General features: G+C 55.6%; 12 protein-coding genes (1 of these 12 only partly in view). 11 read left to right on the top strand and 1 reads right to left on the bottom strand.

Annotated elements, in window-relative coordinates; genetic code table 11:
• Nucleotide 1 precedes the first annotated feature (1 nt).
• From ACFWHB_RS21300 to ACFWHB_RS21270, 7 genes are all read left to right on the top strand, one after another.
• Nucleotides 2-1,501 carry a TnsD family Tn7-like transposition protein gene (locus tag ACFWHB_RS21300; RefSeq protein WP_395949202.1) on the top strand — a complete coding sequence of 500 codons (1,500 nt, stop codon included), beginning with the start codon at nt 2-4 and terminating at the stop codon, nt 1,499-1,501.
• A complete protein-coding gene (locus ACFWHB_RS21295) occupies nt 1,498-3,111 on the top strand; it encodes a Tn7-like element transposition protein TnsE (RefSeq protein ID WP_395949201.1) in 1,614 nt (537 codons plus the stop codon). Before ACFWHB_RS21300 ends, ACFWHB_RS21295 begins: the two co-directional genes overlap by 4 nt.
• 465 nt (nt 3,112-3,576) lie before the next feature.
• Nucleotides 3,577-4,671, top strand: a complete 1,095-nt coding sequence (locus ACFWHB_RS21290; protein ID WP_395949200.1) for a DNA adenine methylase — start codon at nt 3,577-3,579, stop codon at nt 4,669-4,671.
• Nucleotides 4,668-6,902 (top strand): Eco57I restriction-modification methylase domain-containing protein, encoded by a 2,235-nt coding sequence (locus tag ACFWHB_RS21285; RefSeq protein ID WP_395949199.1) that lies wholly within the window; start codon nt 4,668-4,670, stop codon nt 6,900-6,902. Before ACFWHB_RS21290 ends, ACFWHB_RS21285 begins: the two co-directional genes overlap by 4 nt.
• A complete protein-coding gene (locus tag ACFWHB_RS21280; RefSeq protein ID WP_395949198.1) occupies nt 6,895-7,467 on the top strand; it encodes a hypothetical protein in 573 nt (190 codons plus the stop codon). The genes ACFWHB_RS21285 and ACFWHB_RS21280 overlap by 8 nt, the downstream gene beginning before the upstream one ends.
• Nucleotides 7,457-8,596, top strand: a complete 1,140-nt coding sequence (locus ACFWHB_RS21275) for an AAA family ATPase (protein ID WP_395949197.1) — start codon at nt 7,457-7,459, stop codon at nt 8,594-8,596. The genes ACFWHB_RS21280 and ACFWHB_RS21275 overlap by 11 nt, the downstream gene beginning before the upstream one ends.
• A gap of 3 nt (nt 8,597-8,599) precedes the next feature.
• Nucleotides 8,600-9,904, top strand: coding sequence for a 5-methylcytosine restriction system specificity protein McrC (locus ACFWHB_RS21270; protein ID WP_395949196.1), 1,305 nt, complete (start codon nt 8,600-8,602; stop codon nt 9,902-9,904).
• 367 nt (nt 9,905-10,271) lie between these two features.
• Here the strand turns inward: ACFWHB_RS21270 and ACFWHB_RS21265 are convergent, their stop codons facing one another.
• The gene (locus tag ACFWHB_RS21265) at nt 10,272-11,048 is read right to left on the bottom strand and encodes a LuxR family transcriptional regulator (RefSeq protein ID WP_106885393.1); all 777 of its coding nucleotides are present in this window, start codon (nt 11,046-11,048) and stop codon (nt 10,272-10,274) included.
• Between the two features lie 212 nt (nt 11,049-11,260).
• Between ACFWHB_RS21265 and ACFWHB_RS21260 the strand changes: the two genes are divergently transcribed.
• The 4 genes in view from ACFWHB_RS21260 to ACFWHB_RS21245 are tightly spaced (each overlapping or abutting the next) and all read left to right on the top strand, a layout consistent with a single transcriptional unit that may run on beyond the window.
• The gene (locus ACFWHB_RS21260; protein WP_395949195.1) at nt 11,261-12,022 is read left to right on the top strand and encodes a DUF3450 domain-containing protein; all 762 of its coding nucleotides are present in this window, start codon (nt 11,261-11,263) and stop codon (nt 12,020-12,022) included.
• A complete protein-coding gene (locus tag ACFWHB_RS21255; protein ID WP_395949194.1) occupies nt 12,019-13,314 on the top strand; it encodes a MotA/TolQ/ExbB proton channel family protein in 1,296 nt (431 codons plus the stop codon). The genes ACFWHB_RS21260 and ACFWHB_RS21255 overlap by 4 nt, the downstream gene beginning before the upstream one ends.
• Nucleotides 13,311-13,841 carry a MotA/TolQ/ExbB proton channel family protein gene (locus ACFWHB_RS21250; RefSeq protein WP_025328851.1) on the top strand — a complete coding sequence of 177 codons (531 nt, stop codon included), beginning with the start codon at nt 13,311-13,313 and terminating at the stop codon, nt 13,839-13,841. Before ACFWHB_RS21255 ends, ACFWHB_RS21250 begins: the two co-directional genes overlap by 4 nt.
• On the top strand, nt 13,838-14,019 hold the 5' end (the start) of the coding sequence (locus ACFWHB_RS21245) for an ExbD/TolR family protein (RefSeq protein WP_025328850.1). It continues 220 nt past the right edge of the window; the window shows 182 of its 402 coding nt (coding positions 1-182); it begins with the start codon at nt 13,838-13,840; its stop codon lies beyond the right edge, outside the window. Before ACFWHB_RS21250 ends, ACFWHB_RS21245 begins: the two co-directional genes overlap by 4 nt.

Genomic DNA, 14,019 nt, shown 5'->3' with positions numbered 1-14,019 from the left:
CATGTATTTCCCCAGGCTTTACCCAGACGAACTCCTCTACAGCGCCATCGCTCGCTGCCGGGTTCATTTGGGGGTGGACAGCCATAAGAGCCTGTTGAGGGAGCTATTCGGCGATACCAGAGTCGCGGCGATTACCGACCTGCCCAGCCACTTGGAAAGTCTGGCGAGCAACACAGGCTTGGTCGCAGGTGATCTGGTGGTCAACCACACCCTCTTCCCGTTTTATTCGCCTTTCATCCCACAGGAGCGCCGGCAAAGACTTCTCCAGGCCATGCTGGCTCCAGACATGCCCGTAGTTATAGGACTAGCTGGTGCCTCCACAGCATTGGTCAAATGGCCCGAGTGGTTGCGTTACTGCCCGCTCTGTATAGAGGAAATGGTGGCAAAATTCGGGGAGCCCTATTGGCGGCGAAGTTGGCAGGTTCAGGGTGTGGACGTCTGCTCGGCCCATGGTTGCGCGCTTGTGGATTCGCCCATCCCATACAGGCGGGCACAGAGGCACGAATTCCATGCTGCCTCCTCCCTGTTTCTGCACCATAGCTCCACTGTCCAGCCCTGTGGGGAAGGGGCTGCCAGGCTAGCGGACGCATTAACGCAGCTCCTGGCCTTCAGGGGAACAAGCCCCTCCGGTTACGAGGTGTGGACCAACTTCTACCGGCATCTGGCCGCTGAGTGCGGAGCCATGAAGGGCCAGCAAATCAAGGCCTGGATCATATGGGAAAAAATCCTTGAGCTTTATCCGAGGGACTGGCTTGCGGTCAACGGCCTATGGGCGGCTGAACCGCCGTCTTGGCTCCAATCCATGTTCAGAAAGCACCGCAAGGCGTTTGGCTTCCTGCAACACCTCATTGTTTGGACAAGTTTGAGACCTGGGAAAAACGTCAATGATCTCATCGCTGAAGCAATGACCTGCGCTGCGGATATTGCTCCCCATCCACCTATATCACAGCTGCCTGCAGATGCTTGCTTGAGAAGAAAGTACCGATCTCAGTGGCTTGTTGCCCTTAATACATATTGCGGAGCTAAGGCAGCCAGAAGTGCAGGCTTTCAAGCCACTTATGCCTGGATCTACCGGCATGACAGGGAATGGCTGCTGAATGTCGACAAGACCAAGCATGCTCGGCAGGGTAACAACAGCTGCATCAATTGGGCTGCCAGAGATAGAAAGTTGGTGCGACTTCTGGTGAGAATAGGAGAACGCTCTGAATCGGATCTAAGCCTGCCGCGCAAGAGTCGTAGCTGGTATCTGCATCAGCTTCCTCATCGAGCATCCGTCGAGCGCCACCTGGATCAACTTTTTCTCTGTCGGGCTTTTCTGGATCGATATGCCGAGTCTGTTGGGGAGTACCAGATCCGTCGTTTGACCAATGCCATGATCGAAGATGCTATGGCAGGCCAGCGTTCAATGGGTTGGCAATTGGCAAGACGTTGTGGATTGCAGAAGGGCAAGATTGCTTCCCTGACAGCCTCATTTATCACAAGCATAGGAGGATTGGATTGAGTCGTATTTTGTTCCGCCAGATCCCTAAAGATGCCAAGTTGCTGGCCGTAGGTAATTTTTTCAGAGCTAATTCCTCAGAAGCACCATGGCGCTTAGCGTCGATTTTCAGTCAAAAAAACGAGATGGAGCAACGTCAGTTCGGCTTGGAGATGAGCTGTATTTTGGGCATTGGCCGCGAGTTTGTCGCAGAAGATGAAGTCCCTTATCGCTCGAATGGCTTCCAGAAAAAACTCAAGCTACCACCGATAGCGGAATGGCGCGAAAAGCTGCTGGGCGAATGTCCCCGCTTGGCCAAAAGGCTTGCCCGCAATTCTGAGGTGGCCAGCCAACGATGCTTCGTGTTCGAGGCGGATGGCCTTACCGTCTGGCTCCCCAAGTTCGAGCTGGCCCGCAAGCTTTTCTTCCATGCCGGTTTCCTGGCTCGGTCAGCCTTTGAACCCAGTGGCTTGGACATGATCTTCTCGGTGCAGAGGGATCAGGACGCCATCCATATCCATACCCCAGCTAAGACAGGGGTTCCGGCCCGTCTGCTCCAGATGGAATCGTATCGTGATCTCTTCAGTTGGCTGCTGCTAAGTGAGGGCGTTAAGCAGTCTTTCGAATCTATATGGCGATGCCTAAATCAGGAGCGGTTTTCATCTGGCGGACGATATACCCGCTGGCAGTTCAACTTTGATCCACCGGCTACCATTTCAGGTGCCAGCATGGAGGTTCTTGGTCCCTTAGATTGGGACAGTAAAGAAATTCTGGTCTGGGAGATTAAGACTCTACAAGGGCTCGAGTTGAACTGTTTTCAACCGATATTGTTCCATCACCCTGCACTCAAGCTCTCAGTTAGTGGAGAGGGGGGAGGAACCCGAAATCCAAGTTCATCTAGCGATGACATTATCTTAGATGGTGAGGAGGATACGGATGAGGACAAGGATCGCCAACTGTTGGACCTACCGATGGAAGGGTTATCCTTCCGTGGGCAGCGGCATACGCGGGCCGTCTACCAAGGACAGAGAGCAAGCCGTTTTGGTCAGAAGCTGGAAGGTGAAGAGCTTCCAGGTGACGGTATTCTTCTTGGATTGTGCGACGACGTAACCGGAGGAGAGATCCCCCCGACAGAACTACAGCAACTGGAAGGGCAACAGGAAGAGCAGCAGGAGGCGGAAGTTTTCCCCAACCGCTTTGAGTCACTAAAAGAAATCATCAAGCAGATAGCCAAGCAGCCAGACATCGAGTCGGTAGCGATGGAGGTGGAGCCATTACCACAGGTTCTCCGTCGTAGTTATCACAAGATGGAGGATGGGTCTCATCGTTGCTACTTGAAAGCCCACTTCAAGTTAAAGAATGGGCAAGAAAAATTTTTGCTGGAGGTGGATACCAGCGATAACAAGAAGCGCTTGTCTACACGTATCGTCAGGATGAGGCCGGGCGTTAATCCCTCCCAAGCAATCTTGCAGATATTGAAAGACACAGTACAGGCCTCGTTGCGATGGCCGGTGAGTATCGAAACGTTTTGTGATGTCAATGAACCAATACATCATCCCAAAGAAGATTTCAACAACCTCACTGTGAGGCAACAGAGCTGGCTACAACGCCTGTTGCTGTGTGTGCGCTCATGATGGTAAGACTCGCGATACGTCGAAAATTGGATAGATGTATTGCTAAAGCAGTCAGGTTTCCCTATAGCTCACCTTCGGAGTAGGAGAAACCATGAAGGATCCCGTCTGGTTCGCGAGTAAATACAGTGCTGCATTGTACGTAAGGTTAAGAATCCCTGTCATAGTGTATCTATTCAGTATGTGTATATATATAATAACGCAATTGCACAGACATATGCGGGGCGTTTTCATGCGATTCACTGACCTCAAAAGTGAGACCTTAAATCTAAGAGTTTCCAGAAAGTTCAAACAGGCCTTAAAGGAGGCCGCGGAGCATGAGCAGCGGAGCATGGTGAATATGCTTGAGGTACTCCTTTGTGACTATTGCGACCGCAAAGGTATTGTGTTGCCAAGCCCAGAAGCCAGCCAAGAACTTGGTCAGGGTCGAGCAGTAACTGGCCGTAAAAAAAACGTAGGGGTTTCTATATGACTTTTCGCTATATTGGCTCCAAATCTAGGCTCATCGACAAGATAGCATCCCACATTGGGCCGCCTAGAGAGGGCGCGTTTTTTGTGGATGCCTTTTGTGGAACTGGAGCTGTAGCTGAGGCCGCTGCGGAGCATGGTTGGAATGTGCGGATTAATGATAGCTTGCACTCAGCTGTTATCTCTGCTGGAGCACGTCTTATTAGCCATGATCAGGTGACCTTCAAAAAACTTGGTGGGTACTCTGGTGCTGTTAGCAAGCTAAACGCAGTTAAGCCATTGCATGGTTTTATGTGGCGCACTTATAGCCCCGCTTCGATCGATACGTGTGGAATTGAGCGTAGGTACTTCACCGAAGAAAATGCAGCTCGGATCGACGCTATGCGCTGCTTGATTGTTGAGTGGAAAGGTGCCGGATATATTGACGAAATTGAGGAGAGGCTGTTGATTGCCGATCTCTTTGGTGCACTGAACCGCGTTGCCAACATTGCGGGCACTTTTGGCTGCTTCCTCTCCAAATGGACAAGCCAATCTCAAAACAAGATTGCCATGCGTTGCCGTGATCTCAAAGAAACTGGCGTGTGCGTTGAGGCTACCGTGGGTGATGTGTTCGACGTTCCGAATGTTGCACACGACCTCGTGTATTTGGACCCCCCATACACCAAGCGTCAATACGCGAGCTATTACCACATCCTTGAAACGGTGGCTCTTGGCGATGAGCCTGTGGTGGAGGGTGTTGCGGGACTTCGTCCATGGAAGGCCTTGGCTTCTGACTTTTGCTACAAGAGCCGTGCTCTCAAAACACTCTCGCGTCTGGTGCATGGCTTGAAGGCTCAAAGGGTACTACTCTCGTACAGTAGTGAAGGACACATCTGCATGCAGGACATGAAGGCTGAGCTTTCTAAGATCGGCTCGTCCACAATGTACCCTTTGGGCGCCATTGGTCGATATCGCCCAAACAAGGTTGCCAGTAGCTCGGCGTCCGATGTGAACGAATTTTTGGTGGTCGTGAAGCGGTCCATGGCACAGCTTCCCCAAGCCCAGTCAAAAACAGTTAAAGCCATCAAACCCGTTCTCGTGGGGAGCTATGTATGAGTGCTCCTCGGCCTGTTGAAGCAGAGTACCTAGCCCCAGCAGAAGCGGCACTCACTCAGGCTGTGGGAGGGGACTATGGCCCAACCAGCTTTGAGCTTCGGCTTCAAGTTTTGGAGGCAGCGTCAGCGCGTTTTGGCGGGTTTGACCTAACGGCGTTTCATGAGGCTTTTGGAGTCAAGAGCAAGCGCCCAGCATCAGAGCTTTTAGAGCTTGCGGCACCTGTAGCAAGTGCCATCGAGCGTTCACCTATTCACCCTGCTTTGGCACTGAGTGTCCTGGCGCGTGAGGTCTTGCATGAGCAGGATCGAAAAAGCACGGGCGCCTACCATACGGATTTTCGCCTGGCTACACGACTGGCGAAGCTCGCTGCCCCCAAGCTCACACACAAGAGCAAGGTGATTGATCCTGCCTGCGGCGCAGGAATTTTGCTAGCAGCGCTGACTCACGCAGTGTGTGGGATGGATCGAGCCAAGACGGCGCATTGGTTGGCTCACGGTGTGTGTGCAGCGGATCTTTCGGGCAACTCTTTGCGTGCGGCACTGCTTGCGCTTGCTTCGTTCACTGATGATGTATCGACTCTTAAAGCTATGCGTGCACGTTGGTACTGTGGCGATAGCTTGATGGCAGATCGCAAGGTTTGGACTGCCATGGTCCCTGAGGGTTTTGATGCGGTGATCGGCAACCCACCATGGGAAAAGGTCAAGCTCTCACGGCACGAATTCTTGAAGTCCTCAGGCGCCAAGCGCCACTACGGGGCCCAAATTCATGGGCTTGATGAGGAGCTGTTTGCCCAGCAGCGCGATGAGGTAGCGAACTACTCTCGTCGCCTGTTGGCTCGCTATCCCGATTTGGGTAATGGAGAGCCAGACCTATACATTGCTTTCACTGACCTCTTTTTTGAACTCTGCAAAGAGCAGGGTGTGGTGGCTGCACTAATTCCCGGTGGGCTCATTCGCTCGCAAGGTACCCGCGCCATGCGGCAGAAAATTTTTGATGCGAGCCAAAGCGTGTCCATGTCGATCATCGATAACCGTGCACGGTTCTTTGCCATCGACACACGCTTTAAGTTCCTGGCCGTGGCTCTCACGAAGGCTGGCTCTGAAAAGAGCAAGCGTGAGCCCATCACTCTCATGCATGAGCGGGGCACCCCTACGGGCTTGGAGATTACGGGAACTGCCACTATTGGGCGTGCAGCACTTGCGGGTGTTCGGGGCGATTTGAGCCTGCCCGAGGTTCGTAACGTGTCTGAGTGGAAGCTCTTCTCAAAGATCGGAGAAGCAGGTGTTTCGTGGGAAGAGCCTGGTTATGGCTGGACCCCGAAGTTTTGCCGTGAAGTTGATATGACCAAGGAGCGTTCTAAGTTCCTGGGGCGTGCCACGCCTGGCGCTTTGCCACTGGTGGAAGGTCGAATGGTGCAGGCGCATCGCTTTGGTGTAAAAGGGCACGTGTCTGGCACTGGTCGCCGTGCGTTGTGGGAGGCTTATGCCATCGGAGGCTCACGCCTTGCCCCCCAGTTTTGGATTCGCCCCTCCGACATGCCCCGTGCTAACCAGCACCGTGCGGACGTGCTGCGTGTGGGCTTTTGCGACATTGCGGGTCAGACCAATGAGCGTTCGCTCATGGCCTCGTTAATTCCTGCTGGGGTGGTCTGTGGCAATAAGGTGCCCACGATCCTTTTCCCTGAAGACCCATCGGAAGAACGGCTGCTGGTGTGGGTGTCCATCGCTAACAGTTTTGCCTTTGACTGGATGCTTCGGCGTGTGCTCACTACGACGGTGAATTACTTCCTGCTGCAAAGCGTGCCCATGCCAAAACTCGCCAAAGATGGTTTGCCATGGAAGAGGCTGGTGAGTGCTGCACGCGAATTGCGCACACTCGACAGTGCGGGGGCTACTCGTGAAACCTACGAGCGCATGGCGCAGCTTCGTGGGGAGATTGATGCGGAAGTGGCCGTGGCCTATGGGCTCGATTTAAAGGACATGGAGTTAGTGCTCCAAGACTTCCCGCTTTTGGATCGGGGCCAGGTGGGCTTGCCAGGTGAGGCCAAGTCCACAATTACCCGAGATAATGTTTTGGCTGCAATGGCAAAACGCACAGGAAGTCTGTCTACAGTTTGGTCGCACCGTGCGGTGCAGGCACGTGCGCTGGGGGCTATTGCTTATGTGCCCTCTGAGCTCGCCCTAGGGGGCGAAGAAATCGAAGAAGAAGAAGGATCCAAAATTCATGGCTAGTGGAGCGGGGCAGGTTGCTCGAATTCTGTACAAGGAGATTGTTGAGGGAGATCGACGGAAAGCTGACGCGGAGTCTAATGACTCTGATTCTGGGGGCGGGGCAAGAGACTTTCGATTTCCCTACGAGGCGGTGTTGCCAGCTGTTGAGTTGATATTTCCCAATAAAATTCTCCGGCGTGGAAAGGCAGTACATCAAGGTACCTTCTTTTGGAACGAGCCGGACTCAACACAGGTTGTATCAAGAGCAGCTGAGTTTATGTCACCCACAAAGTCTCGGCCGAGAGAGGGATGGATTTCTCAGGTGCCGAAATTTTCATGTTTTGATTCGGACCGAATGCCATCAGGGGGAATTGGGAATCGCGTTTTGTTGCTTCTGATTCAGCTTCATGACCAGTCGGTTTGGCCGCACTTCGCGGAAGAAGCAACTCTTCGTGTTAAAGGCGTTTGGGATCCTTCAGTGGCTCAAGAGCTATTGAGTTGTTTGGATGCACAGCGGGCTGCTAATCGAGCCGTGATTGGCTATATCGACTTCACGAACATGCGTAGGTTCTGTAATGGCAAGTGAAAACTGCAAACAGGTGTTAAAGCTACTCGCACGTTCGCGCAACGTGCTGGTGTCTGGTGCACCTGGCACGGGCAAGTCCAAGCTCTTGGCCGAAGTTGCTTTGGCCTTTGAAACAGCCTTTGGTCTTGCTCCTGCAGGTGGCCCACCGCAGCTCAATCCCATGGGCGGCATCCCGATTCCTCCTGCCGCTGGGGCTGTTAAAGGCATTCCTGCACCCACGAAGATGGACCGCAAAGTCTTTCGGACGGTCTTCCACCAAAACTCCAAGTACCGCGATTTCTTATCGGGCATCACGCCTGCGGTCAACAAGGCTGCAGGAGACCCAGACTTCACCATCGTAAAGGGAACTCTGTACCGTGCCAGTGAGCATGCGAAGGGTGCCAATGGGGCTGCACTGTTGATCATTGATGAGATCAACCGAGGTCCTGCGGTGCAGGTGTTCGGTGGTGCCATTGTGGCCATTGAGTCCGATAAACGCTTGGCCTCTGATGGGGCCAAACGTGCTGAAACGCAGTTCTTTGAAATGCTTGATCCCGTCTCTGGTGATGTGATCGAATACGCACTGCCCCATGACCTCTATATCTTGGCTGCGATGAATCAGGCCGATGCGTCTGTGGAGCCCTTGGATGTCGCGTTCTTGCGTCGTTGGGAACCTATGCGCTTGGAGCCCGATGAAGCGGCTTTGCGGACGTTTTACGGTCTGGGTGCCAAGGGTGTCAATGCATTGCCTGATGTACCTGCCAGCGTGAACGATGCCTTGGAGGCTTCGGTGAGTGCCTGGATTGCTGTAAACGCGCAAATTGCTCTGGGCCGTGGTCCCGAGTTTCAGATCGGGCATGGTGTACTGATGTCGGATGTGAAGCCGCAAACATTGGGTCTTAATGAAGCTTTGGGCACGCTGTGTGTAGGGTGGGCCAAGGTGCGTGCACACGTGGAAGAGGTGTTCTTCGGGGACACACGAGGAATTGCAGCGGCTCTTAATGCGCTCGATGGGCCAGCCTTTAATCCGTTCAAGCTCACCGAGACAACTTTTGCGGATGATTTACGCTTTCGTTTTGAAGGGCCCACGAATTTTGCTGAGAACAATATCTACGCGGCTCTCAGGGCATTTGCCAATCCGAGGGGGTAGCACGTGGTGAACCCCCGAACACGGCTGTCCCTTGTTGAGTACGGTACACCCGTTGACCTGAGCCGTGCGATTGCTGACGCGATTGGGGTGGATCGCACGAAGGCCAACAGCCTTTTATTGGAGGCTGGGAGCCGGGCTGCGTCGAGCTTGAGGCTTAGCTACAACCCTATCAGTGTGGATGCCAAGGGCACACGTGCCATCGATTTTGCGGGCCTCATTCGCCTGGCACCTTCACTGGAACTGGAAGTTGCTCCCAAGTTTTTGGGGCTCGACGACACAGATGCAGCGTGGCGCGAAGATTTCTTTTTCCTCTCCACGCTTTCACGTCATGGGCGGCTCTTGGCTTCCGAACGCTTATCGGCATCAGGTGGTACTCCAAGGGATTTGTCTACGCTAGTAGCTCGTTCCATCACGAGCATGTACGAGGCCCGTAAACGTCGGCCACTGCGCAGCTATCGTAGGGTGCGTGAAGCAGAATTCTTCATCGATGGGGATCCTGATCCGGTGGATCTCATCTTTCCTTCACCTGATGGCTTTGAGCAAGAGCTCATTCGCTTTGATCGCAAGAACGGTTGGAACGGGGACATCGTGGCAGCGGCCAAGGAGTTACTCCCTGAAGTAAGTGACCCGTCAGCCGCAAGTTCGCTGGTGCGTTTGATTGAAGACCTTTCGCCTCAGAACGTTGCTGCTAACCGTCGAAACCCCATTCCTGCACGGCACCGAGCGTGGAAGCCACTGCATGAGCTGTCTATCGATGTGCTCGGAGGCCTAGGGCTTAACTACAAGCAGGGACAGGCCCATGCACCTGGTTACTTAGTGAATACCTGGCGCGTGTGGGAAGATCTGTTAACGGTGGCTGCACGATTGGGCTTTGGTCGCAGTGCCGTAGTGCCCCAACAGGGCTATCCCTTGGGCACTAAGATCAGGATGAGCACCGGTGCTGTGAGCAAGCTTTCAGTGTACCCAGACTGTGTGATTGAGCTCGATGGAACAAGGCCCAGGATCCTGCTGGATGCCAAGTACAAGGGCCACGTGGAGAAGGGACAGCTTCGCATCAGTGAAGCTGACATCTACGAAGCCCTAGCCTTCTCCAAGGCTACTGGATGCAACCTAGTGGCACTAGCCTATCCAGCACAACCAGGCGATGCCCCGCAGCCCGTAGGGACGTGCACTGTCTTTGAAAAGGCTGTGGTGGATGCCGTGCAAATCGTGGGCATTCAGATCGAGAGCCGCCTGATTTCTAGGGCGGGAGCTCTCAGACTATTTGCCACAAACATGGCTGCTGGGGTTACAGCAGCCTTTGTGTGATTGATTCAAGGGCTTCTTCCTAACAGATTTAGCGATGGTTGATTTTACCTTTAGGGGTGGTCTGAAAACGTTTAACATTGTCGGCAGCCAGGAGCTTGACTGCGCCAAACAGCAGGTTAAGTAGTTCCAAGCGTTGGCGTACCAGTATGCCGTTAAGGCTTTCTTAGCGCTAAGGATGAAACTTTATTTCTACGGATCCGACCGGCAGGTGCGCCCGGCCTCTGGTTTAGGATGATACTTTACCCCCCCCCTGTTTCGAACAAAAAACCACCTATTCAGGCGGCTTTTGCCGTTAGTTAGGATGAAACTTTATTTTCATCCCACAAAAGAGCCGCTGTTGCGGCTCTTTTTGTTGCTGAGGACCGGCTCAGGAGAGCCGCAGGTTGGTGATGGTCACATCGTTCAGCGAAGGCACTATGATGCCGCTGGAGATGCTCTTGGCGATCGCCTGGTTGCGGTTCTTCGAATCCGTCTTGTTGGTGACCTGATTGAGGTGGAAGTTTACGGTGCGCTCGCTGATGCCGAGTATGGTGGCTATCTCCCAGGAGGTCTTGCCCTCGCTGGCCCAGAACAGGCACTCCTTCTCCCGATCCGACAGCTCGGCCAGATGCTTCATCAGGTCCGGCCTGCTCTTTATCAGCTGCAGCGCCGCGTTGAAGATGTAGCTGGCGCAGAACGACAGCATGGGAACGTTTTCAAACATCAGGTCGGAGTTGGATTTTTCCTTGCTGATGAAGGAGAGGATGCCGTGTTCCCCCTGGGGCGTGTGCAACGGGAAGGAGACACCGTTTCTCACGCCAAAGTCGGCGGCGAGGTTCATCACTTCCCGGCTGGCGCTGGGCAGCCAGGGGGAGTCGCAGTCGAGCTTGTTCCAGAAGATGGGCTGGGTCTGCTTCAGGCCCAGAAAGACCACAGGATCCTGGGTCAGGTAGTGCCGCTCCGTGTAGGCATCAAACCAGCTGGTCGGGCAGTTGTTGAACAAGGCCACGTGTGATTTCTGCATGCTGATGGGGAAAATGATCAGCAACCTGAAGTAATCAAATCCCATCTGATGGCTGAAGCGCTCCAGTTGCTGCTGGATATCGCTGGTTTTCTTGGCCTTGGTGAACCGATCTATGTGTTCCCAGATCGCATCGTTAAACATGTAAGTCTCCTTCTTCGACCACTTATCATCCTGATCGAAAAGACATTTTTTAGTTATTTAAAATGGTGTTGTGACTACCAACGCCAGTTGTTCCCGTGCTTGTCTAAAAAGTATCCTGTTTTTTCGGCCACAGGCCAAGAAAATCATCTGATTGCCACTGGCACGACTCTTTGAGACAATGAGAATAGTTATCATTGTTAAGATTGTGTACCATGAAAAAGATCTGGGGTCTGGCCTTGTTGCCATTGGCCGTTCATTTCGTCGCCTCGGCAGACGATTTGGTCGCGCCCGCACTGAAAAACAGCATCGCGGATGGGAAAGCCTCCCAGCAGCGCGTAGAAAAGGCGGCCGATGCCGCCGTTGCCGCCCGGCTGGAGCTGCAAAATGCCCAGCTGCAACTGCGGGATCTGGAAGCCTACAACCGCTACATGCAGTCTCTGGTGGCCGATCAGCAGAATGAGCTGGGCAAGCTCACTCAACAGCTGGAAGCGGTACAAGAGACCCGGCAGGGCTTGATCCCCCTGATGCTGCAGATGCAGGCGGATCTCGAGCAGCTGGTGCAGAATGACATTCCCCTGCGCAAGGAGGACCGTCTGGCGCGGGTCGAGCAGTTGAAGGTGACCCTGGCCCGGGCGGACGTGAGCGAGGCGGAGAAGTTCCGCCAGCTGCTGCAGGCCTACCAGATCGAAGCCGAATACGGCAGCCGGATGGACGCCTATCCCGCCCAGCTGGCACTGGATGGTGCCGAACGTCGGGTCGATGTGCTGGCGCTCGGCCGCGTCTCCCTGCTGGCCATGACAGCCGATCGCTCCCAGGCCTGGCGCTGGTCCGCCGAGAGCAAGAGCTGGTTACCGCTGGATAGCGAGTGGCTCACCCCCCTTGCCGATGCGCTGGACATGGCGGCCGACAAGAAAGTCCCGCAACTGTTGCATGTGCCCCTGTCTGTCGCCCGTAGCCAGGAGGCTCAGTCATGAAATGGTTCCCCCTTCTGATCACCCTCTCCCTCTGCTCCCAGCTGGCCCTTGCCAATGACGACTGGCAACAGCAGGAACAGGCCCGCGAGCAACAGGCGCAGCAGGATCTGGCGTCTGTCTCCACCGAATTGACCAGTGCCCGTGCCAGGCTGGCCGAGGCCCAACGCCTGAGCAAGGAGCTGGCCAGCCAGTTTGCCAGCAATGAAAAGCAGCTGGTCGAGCTCAACACCCGGTGGGAGCAAGCTTCCGGCGACATGAACGAGATCTTCGCGGTGACCCGTCAGGGCGCCAGCGACGCGGTCAAGCTGCTGGGGGACTCCTCGGTGCAGGGTCAGTATCCGGATCGTCTGACTGCCTTGAAGGCGATGGCCCAGGACAAGCAGGTGCCGGATCGCGCCGCCCTCGCCCTGCTGCCTGCCACCCTGTTGCAGGAGATCCGCGAGTCGGGCCGGGTTGTCCAGTTCAACGGCAAGGTGCTGGATGCCCAGGGGGCGGCCAGTGAGCAGTCGCTGACCCGGGTAGGCAGCTTCGCGCTGTTTGGCAGCGAAGGCTTCCTGCAACCGAGCGGCGAAGGGCTGAGCCCGGTACTGGGGCTGCCCGGTGGCTTGCTGTCCGAGCTGAGCGCTTATCAGGGCAAGGAAGGCGAGGCGTTGCCGCTGGATCCCTCCCACGGCGTCCTGCTCGAGATGCTGGCCCAGGCACCGACCTTCTGGCAGCAAGTCCAGCAAGGGGGCCAGGTGGGCGCCATCATAGTGCTGCTGGCCGCCATCGGCCTCGGCATTGCCGCCGTACGGCTCTGGACCCTCTCTCGTGAACTGACCCTGGTGCGTCGCCAGCTCAAGAGTGGCGAATACCACGCCGACAACGCCCTCGGTCGGGTGCTGACGGTAGCGGAACAGCATCCCGAGCTGAGCATGGAGACGCTCGAACTGAGGCTGGACGAGGCCATACTGCAGGAGACGCCCCGGATGGAGCGTGGCATCGGCATGGTCAAGGTGATCGCCGCCATCGCCCCCATGCTGGGGCTGCTCGGTACTGTCACCGGCATGATAGGCACCTTCCAGGCCATTACCCAGTTCGGTACCGGCGATCCCAAGATCATGGCGGGCGGCATCTCAATGGCGCTGATCACCACAGTCCAGGGGCTGGTGGCCGCCATTCCGCTGATCCTGGCCCACAGCCTGCTGCAATCCCGTTTCACCGAGCTCTCCAACGTGCTGGAGCAGCAGGTCGCCGGCATTCTGGCCGAGCGGGCCGAGAATAACGGGGACGGGATGGAGCGGGTGGCATGATGGTCGACATCTGGCAACAGTTGCAGAGCTTCATGGGCCGTGGCGGCCCCGTGCTCTGGGTCATCCTGGCCTTGCTGGTGCTGATGTGGATTTTGATGATCGAACGGCTGCTCTACCTCAACCTGGGCTTCGGCCCGCTGCAGCGGCAGTTGTTCGGCCGCTGGCAGGGACGCAGCGAGCGCCACAGCTGGCACGCCAAGGCGATCCGTAGCCGCTGGCTGGCCGAGGCCGAACTCGAGCTCAACCGCCATCTGATCTTCATCCGCACCCTGGTGGTGCTCTGCCCCATGCTGGGCCTGCTCGGCACTGTGACCGGCATGATAGGCGTATTCGATGCGTTGGCCGCCGCCAACCGCTTTAACCCGGAGAGCATGGCGGGCGGGATCTCCCGTGCCACCATCCCCACCATGGCAGGCATGGTGGTGGCGCTCTCCGGCGTGTTGTTACTCAGTCGTCTCGAGAGCCAGGCCAAGCGTGCGCTGGCCAAGACCCGGGACGGCCTGCGAGAAGAGAAGGTAATGCAATGAGACGGCAATCCAAACGCCAGCGTGATGAAGTGCAGATCGACATGACTCCCATGCTGGATATCGTGTTCATCATGCTGATCTTCTTCATCGTGACCACCTCCTTCGTACGGGAAGCCGGGCTCGAGGTGCACAGGCCCCAGGCGAGCCAGGCCAAGGCGCAGAAGTCCTCCAGCATCAT

The organism is Aeromonas mytilicola subsp. aquatica, assembly GCF_044336385.1.
Classification (GTDB): Bacteria; Pseudomonadota; Gammaproteobacteria; order Enterobacterales; family Aeromonadaceae; genus Aeromonas; species Aeromonas rivipollensis.
This window is presented reverse-complemented; position numbering and strand designations above follow the sequence as displayed.